A 17,492-nucleotide genomic window follows, 5' to 3' on the forward strand; every position below is an offset into this window, starting at 1 on the left:
ATGGCATAGACCCCTTCTGCTATCCAAACATCTCCCATCATAGGGAAAGTGGTATAAATACGACCAGCATTTAACCCTGCCACAAATGCACCATAAATAACTTGAATAAAAATTAATAGTAAAATTAATTTGGCAAGCAATGAAAAATCTTTATTCGCATCTAATCTTTTGTTTTCAAATTGAAGATCGAAAGCTAACCACAAACAATAACCAACCAAGAAAAAAGCTAAACTTAGATGGCTGGCCAATCTGAAGTGACTCACATCTGGCTGATCTACAAGTCCACTTTTTACCATATACCACCCCAGTAAGCCTTGACAACCACCCAAAACAAAAACGACCAAGAGTTTCTTCACTAAAGTTCTACTGAGCCACTTTTTATATAAGAAGAATAAAAATGGCACTAGGAATACAAAAGACAAGGTTCTTCCCAGCATTCGATGAAGATACTCCCAGAAAAAAATTGATTTAAACTCCGTTAACGTAAAATGATTATGCACCTCTTTATACTCAGGAAACTGTTTATACTCGTCAAATTTAGCAATCCAACTCTCTTCACTTAAAGGAGGTACAGCGCCCATTAGCAACTTCCAATTAACCATAGATAAACCAGAATCAGTTACCCTGGTAATTCCTCCCACAATTAATATGAGCAATATAAAAGCAGCTCCGATATAAAGCCAGTTACTAATTATTTTATTTGATGTACCGTTCATTTCTAATTAAAAACCGAAATTAAGAATTCATTTCTTGAAGTAATCGAATATTAAACATACCGTTGAATCTATTTGCATAATTATATAGTATATACAATTCACTTCTCCCAACTTGCGATATCGGCAGTATTATGCTTACTTTGAAATAATTAATAATTATCAGGTTGGATAAATTAAAGGAAATAAAAAAGGCTTTCAGCTATTGCCCACTAGGTGTTAACATTTTCAACACCTCTCTCGATTTGGTTTATGCGAACGATATTTATTTTAACCTTACCAATACTGTTTTAGGAGATATAGAAAGTGCTAAATATTTGGACGTCATTCACCCAAATGACATTGACAATGTTCTTAGTACTTGGAAAACTAAAATGGAAATCAGCCCATATGAATTTGATATGACTTATCGATTAAAACTGATCGATGGGAAAGTTATCTGGGTTAATGTTAAATCCAGAATGATATTAGATAATGGAGAACTTCTTGGGTTCATTGATATTGTTCAAGATAAATCGGAAGAGAAAAATTACGAAGAGAAGATACTAACCGAAATTATGGAATCGGAAGATATGGAAAGGCGAAGGTTTGCCAATGAACTTCATGATGGACTTGGTCAAAACCTTACTGCGGCTTTCCTTAATCTTGAAACAATTCGCGATAAAGTCTCTAGTCTTGACATTGAAGCTGTTGAAAAATTCAATACCGGAGTTAATTTTATTAGTGAAGCAATAAATGAAACGAGGAGTATTGCTCACAATATCATGCCTAAGGCGATTGATGATTTTGGATTTACGATAACAGTAGAAGGAATGATTGAAGGCTTAAAAGAAGTTTCTACTATTGTATTTACATTTTACCACAACCTTGGGGAATCTAGAATTAGTGCAGCAACAGAATTCAATCTTTACAGGATTACACAAGAGGCCATTAATAACATCTTAAAACATTCTGAGGCAAAGCAAGCAACAATTCAATTAATTAAACATGAAACCAACGTAATTCTAACAATTGAAGATGATGGTGTCGGATTTAATAAAGAAAAAATTGGAAAAGGCTCCATGGATTTTGGAATTAACAGTATGATTAATAGAGCAAATTCTATCATGGCATCAATAAATATAGATAGCCATGTAAACCAGGGCACTACTTTAACTATCGAAGCACCAATACAATGAGCGATTCTAGAAAAATAAAAATCATACTAGTAGATGATCACAAAGTGATAAGAGATGCCCTTACTGCTTATCTAAATAATGATGAAAGATTCGAAATCATAGCAGAGGCAAGTAACGGAAATGATGCAATTGAATTGGCCAAAACCGTTAAGGTAGATATTATGATTATGGACATTAACATGGGTGAACCCGACGGAATAGAGTGTACCAAACAAATTAAACTTATTGATTCGAATATTAAAATACTTGCTTTGACCATGTTTAACGAGAGTCTGCACATTAAACAAATGATGAATGCCGGAGCCTCTGGTTATTTATTGAAAAACGTAGGTGTGGAAGAAGTTAAATCCGCCATTTTAAAAGTTTATGATGGGAATATATACTACAGTACAGAGGTCACAGAAACAGTAATGAACAGCCTACAAGAAAAAACCCCATCATCAAGTTCAAAAATGTCTGGCGATATTCCTCTTACCAGCAGAGAGAAAGAGGTACTTCAATTAATAATTGAAGAATTTTCTAATAAGGAAATTGCTGATAAATTATTCATCAGTACAAGAACTGTTGATGCCCATAAAAGGAACCTTTTAGAGAAAACAAATTCAAAAAACGTCGCCGGTCTAGTTGTCTATGCCATTAATAACAAGGTACTTGACTGGAACTAATTGCAAACACACCTACCCTAATAAGCAATATACCTAACACAAATTTTAGGCTTTAAACCGTTTCATTCCCGATTACCTCAAACTATCTTTAAGTAAAGAATCACACTACTATAAAGATTTAGTTATGAGAAAAAATTTAAACCTTACTGTTATCGGCGCATCACGTGATATCAACAACGCCATTTGCGACCTTTTGCCTAAGCATTTCAACTCTGTTTTCTCATTGCAGAGAAAGCACTTGAGCAAAGAAGATAATGAGTACGGCCACATAATAGAGAACTCCGAGGCTATCATTCTTGATATTTCAACTGCCGAAAAGAAAAACACAGAAGAAATTACATATGTAAATGAATGGGATGAAAAAATCCCAGTGATTGCAATAGGAACGTATACAGAACGTGTCTTTGCAGATTCAATAATTAAAAAAGGTGCTGCCGCATATCTGTCCTTTAATTCATTCGCAGATGAACTCGAGGATGCCCTAGAAAACATTTTAAATAACAAGAAATACATCTGTAAACAGATTAACAGTCAATCTTCTAGGTAATACACCTATGCGTAATTTAGGTTTTTAACTAATTGATTTTGCGTAACATACGACCTAGGTTTGCACTTAAGTTATTGCAACTAAGATTTATATAGAAATAAGAACAAATCATACATTAAACTATTATTTAAAATGACAAAAGCAGATATAGTAGCGGAAATCGCAGGAAAGACAGGAATTGAGAAAGCTGCAGTTCTAAGTACAGTAGAAGAATTCATGATGACAGTAAGTACTTCATTAGAAGAAGGAAATAATGTTTACCTAAGAGGATTCGGAAGCTTTACAGTAAAACAAAGAGCACAGAAAACTGGAAGAAACATTTCTAAGAACACAACAATTGTAATCCAAGCTCAAAGTGTACCTCACTTCAAGCCATCGAAATCTTTCATTAGAAACGTAAAAGCAAGCGTTAAAGCTTAACTTTTATTAAGAGCTGATTTAGAAGTGCCTGCTACCCCATGGATAGCAGGCACTTTTTTTAATACCATGGCACCAAAATGTTTGTGAATTAAGGATCTTTTAGTAACTTCGCAACCCAAATTTTTTATCAAAATAAGATGTACGCTATAGTAGACATTGCAGGACAGCAATTTAAAGTAGAAGAAAAGTCAAAGGTAAATGTTCACCGACTTGAAGGAAAAGAAGGTGATGTATTAGACGCAAATGACGTTCTACTAATAGACAATGATGGCAAAATTGCTATCGGCACTCCAATCTTGGATGGAGCACGTGTTACGATTAAAATTCTCCAACATTTCAAAGGAGATAAAGAAATTGTATTCAAAAAGAAAAGAAGAAAAGGATACCAAGTAAAAAATGGTCACAGACAATTTTTTACTGAGGTAGAAATTCAAAAAATTGAAGAGAAAGCTAAAGGCAAAAGCACCAAAGCAGCGAAAGCTGTTGAAACTGAAGAGCCAAAAGTAACAAAGGAAGAAAAGCCTGCAGCGGAGAAGAAACCAGCAGCAAAGAAAAAAACAGAAGATAAATCAGAGTAAACGATGGCACATAAGAAAGGAGCGGGTAGCTCAAAAAACGGTAGAGAATCGCACAGTAAGCGATTAGGTGTTAAGATTTATGGTGGTCAGCTTGCTATAGCTGGTAACATTATCGTTCGCCAAAGAGGTACAAAACACAGGCCAGGTGAAAACGTTGGTTTAGGAAAAGATCATACCATATTTGCATTAGTAGATGGTACAGTAGTGTTCAAAAAGAAAAAAGACAACAAGTCTTTTGTATCTGTAGATCCACTTCCAACGGATAATTAATATTCGTTTAACGTTATTTAAAACCTGATCCACCTGGATCGGGTTTTTTCGTTTATTTAAGTATTACTTTTATATTAAACAGAATTAGGCATGCTATTAGTTAACCGCATAAGAGAACACAAAAACGAAATTGCAGAGCAATTAAAGGTTAGAAATATTGACGTCCTTGACTCGCTCGATAGAATTATCATAATCGATGACGATAGAAAGAAAAAACAAACATCTCTTGAAGACAACAATGCGGAATCAAATTCTATCGCAAGAAAAATAAGCGAACTTTTCAAAACAGGTAACAAGGATGCGGCAACTGAATTAAAAGAAAATAGCGCGCAGTTAAAATCCTGTTCGAAGCAGCTTCAAGAAGAAATTGAAAGTTTAGAAAAAGAACTTCTCGAATTGTTATACTCCATTCCTAATGTACCTAACAAATTGGTACCTACTGGAAACTCAGATCAAGAGAACGAAATAATATTCGAATCAGAGAATAATGTAAGACTAGCAGACGACGCACTTCCTCACTGGGAGCTTACCGATAAATACGATATTATCGACTTTGAGCTAGGTGTTAAAATTACCGGAGCTGGATTTCCTGTTTATAAAGGTCAAGGTGCCAAGCTACAGCGAGCACTAATCAATTTCTTTTTAGACGAAGCAGAAAAAGCAGGTTATTTGGAAGTACAACCTCCTATATTGATTAACGAAGCATCCGGTTACGGAACAGGGCAACTTCCAGATAAAGAAGGACAAATGTATCATGCTGGAGTAGACAATCTTTTTCTTATCCCAACAGCAGAAGTTCCTGTCACTAATATGTACAGAAACGTAATCTTAAAGAAAGATCAGTTGCCATTAAAGAATACGGCCTACACTCCTTGTTTCAGAAGAGAAGCTGGCTCTTATGGTAAAGACGTTAGAGGCTTAAACAGATTACATCAATTCGACAAAGTTGAAATAGTAAGAGTAGAATATCCTGATAACTCATATCAAGCATTAGAAGAAATGGTTGAATATGTTAAATCGCTTTTAGAAAAATTAGAATTGCCTTATCGTGTTACGCGATTATGCGGTGGTGACTTAGGTTTCACCTCAGCACTTACGTATGACATGGAAGTATATTCTGCCGGTCAAGACAAATGGCTTGAAGTAAGTTCAGTCTCCAACTTCGAATCCTTCCAAGCAAACCGACTTAAGTTGAGGTATAAAGAAGGTGATGCAAAACCAGAATTAGCGCATACTTTAAACGGAAGTGCACTCGCATTCCCACGTATTGTTGCTTCATTATTAGAGAATAACCAAACTGAAAACGGTATTAAAATACCTAAAGCGCTTGTACCTTATACAAGGTTTGAGATGATCGAATAAGTACCACTGCTAAGTGAAGTTCATTTTATGAGTCTATTAGGAAATAAAATTGATCTTTTAAATACAAAAACAATTGGCCTTGTATTCATTGCCATTGTAATAAGCTGTATCACTTTATGGCCTTCACTAGATAACGATTTCACTAATTGGGACGATGCCAAATATGTTCTCGAAAATGATCTAATAAAGGATCTAACAAGCGAGAATATTTACAAAATGTTCTTCGAAAAAGATCTTAAAGGGAGATCATACGTGCCTTTAACACTAATCTCATGGGCCATTGAGTATGATATATGGGGCGAAGACCCTATTCCATTTCATCGTCATAATCTTATTCTTCATTTACTTAATGTCGCACTACTATTCTTTTTTATATACATACTCTCTGCTAGATTAGAAATTGCCTTTATCACTTCTTTGCTCTTCGGAATACATCCCATGCACGTGGAATCTATTGCTTGGGTCAGTGAACGTAAGGATGTCCTGTTTACCCTTTTCTACTTCTCTTCTCTATTATGCTATGTTCAATACATTCGAAAAGGCGTTTCCAGCAAACTACTCTATACCTCATCACTCGTTTTGTTTTTTCTTGGGATAGCCTCAAAATCGGCCGCAGTTCCTCTCACAGGTGCAATCGTCTTAATCGATTTCCTCCTCAATAGAAAGTTTGATAAAAAACTCATCATCGAAAAAATACCCTTTGTAATTATTTCATTCATTGGTGGCATATCCGCACTTATTGCAGCCCAGTCAACATCAACAATTGCCAGTGTCGACGCCTTCTCGATTGGACAAAGATTCATGTTTGCCTTTTATGGCATGATAACATACATATACAAAGTATTTGTCCCACTAAACTTAACCGCCTATTACCCCTACCCTTTTACAACCGATGGTTTTTTACCCATCATTTTTTACCTCGCACCAATTATTGGTATTGCTCTATTATATGTGATTTATCGATCTTTTAAGCACACAAAAGTTATTGTATTTGGGTTCTTATTTTATCTCTTTAACGTGGTACTCGTTCTGCAGTTTATGCCGGTCGGTCCAAATATAATGTGCGAACGATATACTTACGTTTCTTATGTAGGCTTATTCTTCCTTATTGGTCATGGATATACCTATCTAAAAGACAACCCAAAACTTAAAACTCTTATACAGGGAATAAATATTGCGTTTGTATTATCAATTATTACCCTATCTGTTCTAACATTTAATCGATGTAAAGAATGGAAAAACTCGGAAACGCTATGGACTTCTATGATCGAAATTTATCCGAATGTAGATCACGGATATACCAAGAGAGGTAGTTATTATGGAAAAAGAGGTGATTTTGATAAAGCCTTTAATGATTACAACATTTCGATTCAATTAAAACCAAACGATCACAAGGTGTTCAATAATATGGGAAATATCTATGGATCTAGAGGAGAGCATGCCAAGGCCTTAGAACATTTTTTTAAAGCACTAGAAATCGATCCTACTTATAAAGATGCCTACCTAAATATTGCCATCACCTATTCTATTACAAAGCAATACGAAGAGTCATTTAAATACTATGACAAGGCCATTGAAATGGGATTAAAGAACTTGAAAATTTACACGAACAGAGCTCAAACGTACTACACTTTTAAAAATTACCAAGCAGCAATAGATGATTATAGTTTAGTTCTTCAAACCCGAAGATTTGATAAAGCATCTTTAATGTATAGAGGACTTTCTTACTATTTCTTGCAGAATTACGATACGGCAATTGCCGATTTTAATTTACTAATTCAAGTAGACCCTCAAAACTCATTCGCCCATAACAATAGATCTCTTTGCTATAATTATAAAGGGAATTACAAATTAGCCCTTAGTGACGCGCTTATGGCACAGAAATTAGGGCTTCAGGTAAATGAGAACTACCTTAACGAATTAAAGAACAAGAACTAAATCCAACCAAGAATACAATCGGCATCTTATCGTTATTGATTAAGATATCTACAGAAACTGAATGAGCTCATTAAAAATTATATTCTTTTTAACTTGCCTTCTTACCCTGCTCTCGCAATACTCTAATTCGTGTTTGGCTCAAGGAACTACAGATGCTCAACTAGCTTCTTTCTATTATCAAAATGAAGAATATGATAGAGCACTTCTTTATTATGAAAAATTACATAGAGAACATCCAACGGAAACAACCTATTTTAAATTCTACCTAAATTCACTTTTAAAAACTAGCCAGCACGACCAAGCTGTAAAGGTTGTTAAGAAACAAATAAAGCGCCAGCCATCACAAAGTGACTTGGGTGTGGAGTTAGGAAACATCTATTTGGTAAAGAAAAATAATAGCAAGGCAAATCAAGAATTTGAGAAAGCTATTGAAAAAGTAACTGCTAATGAACAAAAAATAGTAAAATTGGCCAATGCATTCATCGACATTGGCAAATTAAATTACGCCATCTTAACTTATACCAAAGGGCGAAAAATGCTACGCGGTCAATATGGTTTTGAGTTCGAACTTGCGAGTTTATATTCTCAAAAAGGAAATTTTCAAATGGTATTTCAAGAGTACTTCCGTGCCATGGAACTTGACCCAAGAAAGGTTAACAACGTAAAGTCAAAATTAATGGCTCTACTCCGATCAGATTCAAATAAAAGTGCTAGTGAATTGTTAAGAGTAGAGTTGTTGAAAAAAGTTCAGAAAAACCCACAGAATAGGCCATATAATGAGATCCTAATATGGTATTTCACACAAGATAAAAAATTCAATACCGCCTTTATTCATGCAAAAGCATACGACAAAAGAACAGATGCACCTGGTCGTCGCGTTTACAATCTTGCTCAAACGTGCTTGGCAAATCAAGATTATCAAACTGCAATTGCATGCTATAATTACCTTATAGAAAAAGGGCCAAAGTGTCATTACAGCAATCAAGCGAAAACAGGTATTGTAAAAGTGATGGAACTTCAACTTACTTCTTCTATAAATTATTCGAAAGAGGATTTAATAGTTGTGGAACGAGAATATATCAAAGTATTGGAAGATTTAAAAGGAACTCCCAGCGAATATGAACTCCTTCAAGGGCTAGCGCATTTACAAGCCTTTTACTTGGATAAAAAAGCAGATGCCGTTGTTCTTCTCAAAGACATAATGTCAAGACCAAATGTAAATTCTTCAATAAAAGATAAATGCAAATTAGAACTGGGCGACATCTACGTTCTTCAAGGGAAAGTATGGGATGCGTCATTAAATTTCATGCAAGTGCAAAAGAAATACAAGCATGATATAATAGGACATGAAGCGCGATATCGAATTGCTAAAGTTGCGTATTACACAGGTGACTTTGGCTGGGCACAGAACCAACTTGACGTACTTAAGGCCTCAACTTCGAAATTAATTGCGAATGACGCCTTAACGCTTTCTATGCTAATTAAAGACAATGTGGGATTCGACTCTCTTTACACCCCTCTCAAAATGTTCTCCAGGTCGGAGCTTCTACTAGTACAGCATAAATTTGATGAAGCACAGGCCTGCCTTGATTCAATCGAAACTATTTTTGAGCATCACCTTATATTAGACAATGTTTACTTCCAAAAACATTCTATCTATGTTAAAAAAGGCTTGATCAACGAGGCAATTGCACAACTTGAAAAGCTCATTTCCTATTTCCCATATAGTATTCTGGTAGACGACGCGATCTTCGCACAAGCAAATCTTTTCGAGAATCATCTAAAAAACACAGACAAAGCGCAAGAGCTTTATAAAAATATTATGATAAACCATACTGGTAGTTTATATGCAATAGAAGCTAGAAAAAGATTTAGAAATTTAAGAGGTGATAATATTAATTGATCCATGAAACAAGTTAAAGCAAAGAAACATCTAGGTCAGCATTTTTTAAAAAGTGACGATATTGCTTTTAAAACTGCTGGAAGTTTAAACCCAACTGAACCATTCAACGTTCTTGAAATTGGACCTGGTATGGGAATGCTCACGTCAAAACTCGCTTTACTTCCAAACATCAACCTAAAAGCTGTAGAGATAGATAAGGAATCTGTTGAGTTCCTTAGAAATGGCGAATTAATATCCAATGATAATATTATTGAAGAAGATTTTCTGAAATTAGATATTGCCTCACTTTTTGATAAACCTTATTCAATCATAGGTAACTTTCCATATAATATATCCACTCAAATAATTTTCAAGGCTATAGAAAACCGTGACAAGGTTATTCAATTGGTTGGCATGTTTCAAAAGGAAGTTGGGCAAAGAATTGCGAGCAAACCAAAAGGTAAAATTTACGGCATAACGAGTGTATTAACCCAGGCCTATTTTGATACAGAGTTGCTTTTCGAAATCTCTCCAGACATGTTCGATCCCCCACCCAAAGTAACATCAGTGGTTATTAAACTCGTAAGACATCAAAGACCATTAAACTGCGATGAGAAACGCTTTTTTCAAATAGTAAAAGCCGGTTTCAATCAACGACGAAAAAAACTAAGCAACTCTCTATCAGCCTTTATCACTACTCGAGAACAGAAGTCACATCCTTTCTTCCATAAAAGAGCGGAAGAACTGAGCGTCGAGGATTTTTCAGAGTTAACGCAATTATTGTCTCCGGCATAGTAGTAGGGCAAAGATTTGTTAACTTTGCAGCTTCTCTGAACCTTGAGTTATGCAGTTCGAATTAACAAAAGAATTCCTTAAAAATTTACGAAAGCAGATTTCTGCACAAGATACTACTGCTATATCTACCCAACTTAACGAACTCCATGCAGCGGACATCGCTGAGATAATGGATGAATTGGAAACAGACGAAATCAAATACCTTTTCACATTATTTGATGGCGAAACCAAAGGTGAAATATTTGTTGAACTTGAGGAAGAAACACTTGAAGAATTTGTTGATGCGTTAGATTCCGAAGAACTTGCCACTCAGTTTATTGAAAATATCGAATCAGATGATGCGGCTAGCGTTATTGCAGAACTTGATGACAAGAAAAGAGAGGAAGTAATTGCGAGACTCGAAGATGTTGATCAGGCAAGCGACATCGTTGATCTTCTTACTTACGAAGAAGATACAGCGGGTAGTTTAATGGCGAAGGAAGTCCTTACTGCCAATATCAATTGGACAGTTTCTAAATGCGTTCGTGAAATCCGAAGGCAATCGGAGAGCATGAAGAATATGTATATCGTTTACGTCGTAGATGATAACCATAGGCTTATCGGGATAATATCATTAAAAGGCCTTGTTATTAACTCACCTAAAGAACTAATTACAAACCTGATTAACAAAGATGTTATTTCTATTCGTACAAAATCTCCACTAGAAGATGTAGAAAACGCAATGGAAAAATACGATCTAGTAGCATTACCTGTAGTTGACGAATTAGGCAGATTGGTGGGTAGAATTACTATTGACGACGTTGTCGACATGATAAAGGAAGATGCTGAAAAAACATTTCAGATCGCCTCTGGTATCTCCGAAAATATTGAAGCTACGGATAGCATCTGGCTATTAACACGTGCAAGATTACCTTGGCTTCTGATAGGCCTTATGGGTGGTATTGCTGGTGCCCGTATTATTGGACTTTATGAAGAGGAGATACAAATTCATCCTGAAATGGCTTTTTTTATTCCCCTAATTGCAGCTATGGGAGGTAACGTTGGCGTTCAGTCTTCGGCCATTATTGTTCAAGGATTAGCCAACAATAGCCTAGGTATTCAAGGAACATTTAGCAGGCTTTTTAAAGAATTTTCACTTGGAATTACTAACGGAATTATTTGTGCGATACTAATTTTCACTTACAATTATGTATTTAGTGATTCAATAGAATTAGCTATTACTGTAAGTACAGCCCTATTCTGTGTAGTGATTTTTGCTGCTGTTTTTGGCACTTGGATTCCACTAATATTAGACAAATACAAGATTGACCCAGCACTTGCAACAGGCCCTTTTATCACTACTGCGAATGATGTATTAAGCATCTTTCTGTATTTCTATATTGGTCAATTAATGTACTCTTAAAACTCTTTTTTTGAAAGTCTTAATTGTAGATAGTATCCATACAGCTTTTCAAGATCTAATGCAAGAAGCAGGGTTTACATGTGACGATAAATCACATTTATCCAAAGAAGAAATCATCAAAATTATTCCTGAATACGATGGTCTAATAATTAGAAGTAAACTAAAACTAACTTTCGATATTTTATCTGATACAGATCACCTTAAGTTTATTTGCAGAGCTGGTTCGGGGATGGAAAACATTGATGTTGACTTTGCCGAAGCAAAAGGGATTAGATGCTTTAGTGCTCCTGAAGGGAATAAAGATGCTGTGGGAGAACATTGTATTGGCCTTCTTTTAACACTTTTCAATAATATATTAAGAGCGGATGCGGAAGTGAGAAATGCCATCTGGAAGAGGGTAGAAAATAGAGGTATAGAAATAGGTGGAAAAACTATTGGCATTATTGGTTACGGAAATGCTGGAAGTGCATTGGCTAAGAAATTATCGGGATTCGATTGTAAAATACTAGCTCACGACAAATACAAATCTAGATTCTCAAATGATTATGTAACAGAATCTAGTTTGGAAGAATTATTTGCGGAATGCGATATCGTAAGTTTCCATCTCCCACTTACAGAAGAAACGCATCATTATGCGGATGATACATTCTTCTCTCAGTTTATAAAACCTATATACCTTATTAATGCATCTCGAGGTTATAATGTAAAAACTTCCGATCTCGTATTAAACTTAAAATCAGGGAGAATTCTCGGTGCTTGCCTTGATGTGCTAGAATTAGAAAGCACCTCTTTCGAAAAATTAACTAGCGAGGATATGGGAGATGATTTTAACTATTTAAAAAATGCATCTAACGTTGTATTATCACCTCACGTGGCTGGCTGGACACATGAATCTCATCGAAAACTATCGGAGATACTTGCGCAAAAGGTGCTAAAAGAATTTTCAGCATTAGAAGAGTATTAATCGGTCTTCGCGCTTTCTTTCTTCTTTGTACTTATTGTATAAACCCCTAAGAAAACTACCCCGGTTCCCACAAATTGTATAGTGTTTATTGACTCTCCATCTAATACACCCCAAAAAATAGCTACCAGAGGGATCATATATGTAACACTCGCAGCAAATATTGCAGACGTTTTTTTAATCAACATATAATATAGAATTACCGCTATTACCGTTCCTAAAATGGAGAGAGCAACTATATATGCAAGCGCACGATTAGCGCCAGGGTTATTAATCGTCACCTCGACAAAGTCGGTAGTAAAAATAAAACCAATAATAAAAGGCCCGATCATAACCATCCCTAACGACATAATCGCCATCGATCCAACTTCTGCTAACTTATACTTGGTGGTATTAATGCTTATAGCATAACATATCGTTGCGGCGATAATATATAAAGTGTACGACAATTGAGAATCTGCCACGCCAAAACCATTAGAACCAATAATTAAACAAGCACCAATAAAGCCAATCAAGACACCTATAAGTTGATTTTCAGGGACTTTAATCTTGAAAATATAGCCTATTAGAATAGTAAAAAAAGGAACCAATGCATTAAGCATTCCAGTTAAAGAGCTAGATAATTGTGTTTGAGCCTTTGTAAAAAGGAAGGAAGGAATTAAGTTTCCAAGTACCGCTACTAAAAGGATAAAGGACCAATTACCTCTATTCAAACTTTTCAAATTTTGAAAGAAAAACGGCAGTAAACACAAACTTGATATACCGATCCGTAAGGCAGCAACCTGCTCGAAAGAATAAACTTCTAGTCCCCTTTTCATTAGAATAAAAGAACTACCCCAAATAAAGGATAAGAAAATGAGGAGTACCCACTGCCAAGATTTCTTTTCTAGATCAATCAAACTCATACTTTCAAAAGTATAAAAGCTCCCTCCATAATTAGCAATCCTTAGCAATGAATAACTAAATTTAACTTATGGCTCTATATTTCAGAATATAATATGATCTAGCTATGAATCAATCTAAAGAAACAGACAAGTTTATTATAGCACTAATAGAAGATGATTTGGTTCGAATTGACGTCAAACCGAATACCGTTGTTGAGAAAAAGGATATAGAAGAAAATTACATTATCTATAATGAATTTCTGAACGGTAGACCGGCACTTTTCTTAGTCGTATTTGGAGAAGGTGTAACCGCAAGTGATGAAGCAAGACTTGAATTAGCTAATTTCAAAAGAGATAAGATTAAAATAGCTGAAGCGGGGGTTGTGCCGTCATTGGTAACTAGGATTATGGCTCAATTTTTTATGGCTTTTTTTAAACCACCTCGACCAATTAAAATGTTTACCGATGAAGAAGCTGCCTTAAAATGGCTGTTGCAATATAGGGACGGGAATAAAAAATAATTTATTTCTTATTGTACATCAACATACGTGTAGTACTTGTCTTTGTATTCATTTGCCTCACCATTACTTCTTTTCCCTCTTGAACTCTATCAATAGTTGATTGATCAAAATGACGAATAGTAACAAGTTCTAAATCCTGGTACTCTCTCACATCATATTCCTTTTTCAAGTCTTCAAGTAATAACGGAATCTTGTGAACGTCATAATTAATACAAGCTTGGAATTTTAATGCCGACGTCTGCATCATATTAACACGCACAAAGTTTTTCGCAAAAATATTCAGGATATTACTCATGTGCTCTTCAAGTACAAAAGCTAAATCTTTTGTTGAAACAGAAATTAAAATCTGATTCATCTTAAATATAAAAGAAGAAACTTTGGCATCGTCGTCTGTATTATCATCTATCCTTGTTCCTATTTCAACTGGCGAAATAAACGATCTGATCAATAAAGGAATACTCTTGTTCTGCAAGGGCTTCATTGTATTTGGATGAATAATACTTGCTCCATAATAAGAAAGTTCGATCGCTTCTTTATACGAGATATGATGCATTTGAATAGTATCGTCGAAATATCTAGGATCGGCGTTCAGCATTCCAGGAACATCTTTCCAAATTGTTAAAGACTCCGCTTCCATTAGGTTGGCTAAAATTGCACCAGTATAATCAGAACCTTCACGGCCTAAAGTAGTAGTACAATTCTCGTCTGTAACACCTAAAAATCCTTGTGTAATACTGACTTTATTACTTTCTCCTTCATACCTAGGTTTTAGAATTTTATTAACCGCAACTTGAGATAATTCGAAGTCAACTTTACCCTCTCTATAAGTAGCATCCGTTTTGATAAAATCTCTAACATCCCTCCAATCATTAACTACTCCGTTTTCATTCATATACTCACTTAAAATAGTCGTTGAGAACATCTCTCCCATCGATACTATTTGATCATATATATAAGCATACTCTCTATTAGCTTCTTCGCTCAATTGCCAATCGATCTCCACAAAAAGGTTATTTACTTTTCCGTAAACAGTACTATTCTTGTCGGTAAAAAGCTCTCCTAATATTTCCTGATGATAACCCTTTAAGCTATCTAACAATGAGTTAGCGTCACCCGTTTTATTAAAATAAGCATTCGTTATATCCTCCAATGCATTTGTTGTTTTACCCATTGCAGAGACTACCACAATTACGTTTCCATCAGAATAATTCTTAACGATCTCAGAAACTGTTCTTACTGCATCCGCATCTTTAACCGATGCACCTCCGAACTTAAATACTTTCATATCAATATATTATTATCTCTATGGCCAATGGGCCTTAATAACTAAATTCCTCTTTTTTCGTTTCCAATAAAAAGGCCAGCAAAAGTATTATTTTATTTGTCATAATTAACACTAGACTTTCTTATTTTCTATACCTTTAAAGCACACAAAAAATAATAAGATTTGGACGTAAATAGAGTGATGACTCTTGATCAATTTATTGTAGAGAGACAGTCGGACTTCCCTTATGGGAAAGGAGATCTAACAAGATTATTAAGTGATATAGGAGTAGCAGCAAAAATTGTTAATCGAGAGATTAACCAAGCTGGACTTGTAGATATTTTAGGAGAGGCAGGGCAGCAAAACGTTCAGGGAGAAAGTGTTAAAAAACTAGACCTTTATGCAAACGATCAGTTTATCGCTGCTTTTAAAGCTGGTGGTGAAATCTCAGGCGTTGTTTCGGAAGAAGATGAATTTCTTACCCCATTAAATACTGGACTTTCTAAAGATGGTCAATATGTCATCACAATGGACCCTTTAGACGGATCATCCAACATCGATGTAAACGTTTCGGTAGGAACTATTTTCTCTATTTACCGAAGAATAACAAAGGAAGGAGACGTTCAACTGGAAGATTTCTTACAAAAAGGTACTGCACAAGTGGCCGCAGGTTATGTTATTTACGGATCATCAACAATGCTCGTATACACAACGGGGCAAGGTGTTAACGGATTCACATTGGATCCTACTCTAGGTGAATTTTGCTTATCACACCCAGATATGAAATATCCAGCTAATGGAACTACTTATTCCATTAATGAAGGGAATTACTCACATTTTCCAGAAGGAGTTAAGAAGTATATTAAGTACTGTCAAGAAAGAGATCCTGCATCAAATAGACCGTATGGCTCCAGATATATTGGATCTTTAGTTGCTGATTTTCATCGCAATATGATTAAAGGTGGGTTTTATATATACCCGAGTACAGAAACGAATCCAAGTGGCAAATTACGTTTGCTATATGAATGTAATCCTCTTGCGTTTATTGCAGAGCAGGCTGATGCTATTGCCACTGATGGAAAGAATCGCATTATGGAAATTGAGCCAACAGAAATTCATATGCGTGTACCTTACTTTGTCGGTTCCAAAAACATGGCTGTTGTTGCACATGAGTTCATGGAAAAGTACAGTGAGGTAGAAACAACTTCCTAATTAGTATAGCTGTTCCTGCACATTTAGAATTTTACCAACGTGGATATTAAGGAACTTAAAAATGCATATAAAGAGGATAGTCGTACTATTACGATATGCCATCATTTCCAAGAGGGCACATCTAATAAGGTTCATATAAAAGGGAGTTGTTGTTCCGCAGATGCCTTTATTGTATCTGCCGTTTACAATGAATTAAAAGGCCACCATATTTGTATTTTACCCAACAAAGAAGCTGCCGTTTATTTCTTAAACGACCTAGAAAGCCTTAATCCCGATGCAAAGGTCTACTTCTACACAAATACGTACGCAAAACTGTACGGCAAGGAAGCGAACGACGACTCTTCAAATGCGCTATATCGTTCAGAAGTTCTAAATGGAATAAACACTGGTCGCAAAAAGATGTTAGTGGTTACGTATCCAGAACCATTGATGGAAAAAGTTGCCACAGAAGCTCGAATAGAGGACAATACATTTAACGTTGAGATCAACGATGTTATTTCTTTAGAAAAATTACGAACCCAACTTTTTGAATTGAACTTCGAAAGCGAAAACTATGTTTACGAACCTGGCCAATTTGCAATACGAGGTGGAATTATAGACATCTTTTCATTCTCTGAAAAACACCCATATCGTATAGAATTGTTTGGCGATAAAATAGATTCTATTCGAACCTTCGATCCCGCAACCCAGCTTTCCGTTAATAAAGTTGAGAAACTAACCATTCTTTCCGACCTAAGAATTGATGAGCAAGAAGGAGAAATGATTTCGTTATTCGATCTTATTCAACCCGAAACTAAAATCTGGATAAAGGATGCCGAGTTAGTATTAGACACCGTTGACAATAAATTCGAGGCGCTTATCGAAACGGTAGAAGCCAATAAAAAATTAAAATTCGATCCA

Annotated in this window: 18 protein-coding genes; 15 read left to right on the forward strand and 3 right to left on the reverse strand. The window is 35.4% G+C overall.

The window, feature by feature from the left end; all coding sequences use genetic code 11:
- Window positions 1-716: COX15/CtaA family protein (locus HRT72_10255; protein ID NQY68084.1), on the reverse strand; the 716-nt coding region annotated here is incomplete at its 3' end.
- A 164-nt stretch (window positions 717-880) separates the two neighbouring features.
- On the opposite strand from HRT72_10255, the gene HRT72_10260 reads away from it, so the two are divergent.
- From HRT72_10260 to HRT72_10315, 12 genes are all read left to right on the forward strand, one after another.
- Window positions 881-1,891 (forward strand): PAS domain-containing sensor histidine kinase, encoded by a 1,011-nt coding sequence (locus HRT72_10260; protein ID NQY68085.1) that lies wholly within the window; start codon window positions 881-883, stop codon window positions 1,889-1,891.
- Window positions 1,888-2,556 carry a response regulator transcription factor gene (locus tag HRT72_10265; GenBank protein NQY68086.1) on the forward strand — a complete coding sequence of 223 codons (669 nt, stop codon included), beginning with the start codon at window positions 1,888-1,890 and terminating at the stop codon, window positions 2,554-2,556. The genes HRT72_10260 and HRT72_10265 overlap by 4 nt, the downstream gene beginning before the upstream one ends.
- Window positions 2,557-2,680: 124 nt before the next feature.
- Entirely contained in the window at window positions 2,681-3,103 is a 423-nt protein-coding gene (locus tag HRT72_10270) for a response regulator transcription factor (protein ID NQY68087.1), read from the forward strand.
- Between the two features lie 132 nt (window positions 3,104-3,235).
- Window positions 3,236-3,523: an integration host factor subunit beta gene (locus tag HRT72_10275; protein ID NQY68088.1), complete on the forward strand. Its 288-nt coding sequence runs from the start codon at window positions 3,236-3,238 to the stop codon at window positions 3,521-3,523.
- Between the two features lie 137 nt (window positions 3,524-3,660).
- Window positions 3,661-4,101 (forward strand): 50S ribosomal protein L21, encoded by a 441-nt coding sequence (gene rplU / locus HRT72_10280; GenBank protein NQY68089.1) that lies wholly within the window; start codon window positions 3,661-3,663, stop codon window positions 4,099-4,101.
- A 3-nt stretch (window positions 4,102-4,104) separates the two neighbouring features.
- Complete coding sequence (gene rpmA / locus HRT72_10285; protein NQY68090.1) at window positions 4,105-4,371, forward strand: 50S ribosomal protein L27; 267 nt, start codon at window positions 4,105-4,107, stop codon at window positions 4,369-4,371.
- A 90-nt stretch (window positions 4,372-4,461) separates the two neighbouring features.
- A complete protein-coding gene (serS, locus tag HRT72_10290) occupies window positions 4,462-5,733 on the forward strand; it encodes a serine--tRNA ligase (GenBank protein ID NQY68091.1) in 1,272 nt (423 codons plus the stop codon).
- 27 nt (window positions 5,734-5,760) lie between these two features.
- Window positions 5,761-7,671 (forward strand): tetratricopeptide repeat protein, encoded by a 1,911-nt coding sequence (locus HRT72_10295; protein ID NQY68092.1) that lies wholly within the window; start codon window positions 5,761-5,763, stop codon window positions 7,669-7,671.
- Window positions 7,672-7,732: 61 nt separating this feature from the next.
- Complete coding sequence (locus HRT72_10300; GenBank protein NQY68093.1) at window positions 7,733-9,574, forward strand: hypothetical protein; 1,842 nt, start codon at window positions 7,733-7,735, stop codon at window positions 9,572-9,574.
- 3 nt (window positions 9,575-9,577) lie between these two features.
- Window positions 9,578-10,348 carry a ribosomal RNA small subunit methyltransferase A gene (gene rsmA, locus HRT72_10305; protein ID NQY68094.1) on the forward strand — a complete coding sequence of 257 codons (771 nt, stop codon included), beginning with the start codon at window positions 9,578-9,580 and terminating at the stop codon, window positions 10,346-10,348.
- 49 nt (window positions 10,349-10,397) lie between these two features.
- Window positions 10,398-11,750 carry a magnesium transporter gene (gene mgtE / locus HRT72_10310; GenBank protein ID NQY68095.1) on the forward strand — a complete coding sequence of 451 codons (1,353 nt, stop codon included), beginning with the start codon at window positions 10,398-10,400 and terminating at the stop codon, window positions 11,748-11,750.
- A gap of 10 nt (window positions 11,751-11,760) precedes the next feature.
- The gene (locus tag HRT72_10315) at window positions 11,761-12,714 is read left to right on the forward strand and encodes a hydroxyacid dehydrogenase (protein ID NQY68096.1); all 954 of its coding nucleotides are present in this window, start codon (window positions 11,761-11,763) and stop codon (window positions 12,712-12,714) included.
- Here HRT72_10315 and HRT72_10320 read toward each other — a convergent pair.
- On the reverse strand, window positions 12,711-13,616 hold the full coding sequence (locus HRT72_10320; protein ID NQY68097.1) for a DMT family transporter: 906 nt from the start codon (window positions 13,614-13,616) through the stop codon (window positions 12,711-12,713). The two genes, HRT72_10315 and HRT72_10320, sit on opposite strands and share 4 nt — an antisense overlap.
- Window positions 13,617-13,720: 104 nt before the next feature.
- On the opposite strand from HRT72_10320, the gene HRT72_10325 reads away from it, so the two are divergent.
- Entirely contained in the window at window positions 13,721-14,116 is a 396-nt protein-coding gene (locus HRT72_10325) for a hypothetical protein (GenBank protein NQY68098.1), read from the forward strand.
- 1 nt (window position 14,117) lies between these two features.
- Here HRT72_10325 and HRT72_10330 read toward each other — a convergent pair whose 3' ends face one another.
- The gene (locus HRT72_10330; protein NQY68099.1) at window positions 14,118-15,401 is read right to left on the reverse strand and encodes an aspartate kinase; all 1,284 of its coding nucleotides are present in this window, start codon (window positions 15,399-15,401) and stop codon (window positions 14,118-14,120) included.
- Between the two features lie 180 nt (window positions 15,402-15,581).
- On the opposite strand from HRT72_10330, the gene fbp reads away from it, so the two are divergent.
- Window positions 15,582-16,592 carry a class 1 fructose-bisphosphatase gene (gene fbp / locus HRT72_10335; protein ID NQY68100.1) on the forward strand — a complete coding sequence of 337 codons (1,011 nt, stop codon included), beginning with the start codon at window positions 15,582-15,584 and terminating at the stop codon, window positions 16,590-16,592.
- A 39-nt stretch (window positions 16,593-16,631) separates the two neighbouring features.
- On the forward strand, window positions 16,632-17,492 hold an 861-nt coding region (locus HRT72_10340; GenBank protein ID NQY68101.1), incomplete at its 3' end, for a transcription-repair coupling factor.

The sequence above is a fragment of the Flavobacteriales bacterium genome (assembly GCA_013214975.1).
GTDB lineage: Bacteria > Bacteroidota > Bacteroidia > DT-38 > DT-38 > DT-38.